Raw genomic sequence first — 1,130 nt, forward strand, 5'->3', positions numbered from 1 at the left:
GATAAGACATATAGTAATAAGTATTATAATAGTGAATAATGTAACAGCCATTTTTATGAAGTACTGATACACTAAAGATAGGTTCCTTAAAAATAATGGAGTTGAGATTAATTGGAAAAAACCATTATTAAAGATAAATTAAATAGACCCTTGCATGACTTAAGGATTTCTGTAATTGATCGATGCAATTTCCGCTGCCAGTACTGTATGCCAGCAGATCAATTCGGGCCGGATTTTGAATTTCTTCCAAAAAGCGCTTTGCTATCATACGAGGAGATCGAACGCCTTGCGAAAATATTTGTTAGTTTGGGAGTGGAAAAAATTCGCTTAACTGGGGGAGAGCCTCTTCTTCGCAAGGATTTGCCTATTCTTGTTAAAAAACTTTCAGTTATTGAGGATTTACACGATATCGGATTAACGACTAACGGTGTGCTCCTGCCGAAATTGGCTAAAGAGTTAAAGGAAGCTGGTCTTAAACGCGTTAATGTCAGCCTTGATACCTTGAACGATGAACTCTTTGGGGAAATTAACGGGCGCGGGGTAGGCACTGGACCTGTATTGGAGGGCATTGAAGCAGCCAAACAAGCCGGGCTTGGGGTCAAAATTAATATGGTTGTAAAAAAGGGTCTAAATGATTCTGAAATCATTCCAATGGCAGAATATTGCAAAGAGAATGGACTAGAGTTGCGTTATATCGAATTTATGGATGTTGGCTCTACAAATGGCTGGAAAATGGATGATGTCATTACAAAAAAACAGATCTATTATCTATTAAAAGAACGATTTGAACTCGAGCCAGTTGACCCTGCCTATTATGGGGAAGTGGCAAAACTTTATCGTTATAAGGATAAAGATGTGAATGTTGGATTCATTACATCTGTATCTGAGTCGTTTTGCACAAGCTGTACACGGTCTCGTTTATCAGCAAATGGTCAGATTTTTACTTGTTTATTTAATGGGAATGGGCATGATATTCGGAATTTTATGAGAAATGGTGCCACTGATGAAGAAATCCGGGCACGAGTGACTGCGATTTGGAATGGTCGAGATGATCGATATTCTGACGAAAGAACTGCAGAAACGTACAAAAATCGAAAAAAAATTGAAATGTCTTATATTGGTGGTTAAAC

At 38.0% G+C, this 1,130-nt stretch carries 1 protein-coding gene; it reads left to right on the top strand.

What is annotated here, in order from left to right; translation table 11 throughout:
* Positions 1 to 111 precede the first annotated feature (111 nt).
* Complete coding sequence (gene moaA, locus V7659_RS16395) at positions 112 to 1,128, top strand: GTP 3',8-cyclase MoaA (protein ID WP_335540901.1); 1,017 nt, start codon at positions 112 to 114, stop codon at positions 1,126 to 1,128.
* Positions 1,129 to 1,130: the final 2 nt, after the last annotated feature.

The sequence above is a fragment of the Neobacillus drentensis genome, assembly GCF_036966985.1.
Lineage (GTDB): Bacteria > Bacillota > Bacilli > Bacillales > Cytobacillaceae > Neobacillus > Neobacillus drentensis_E.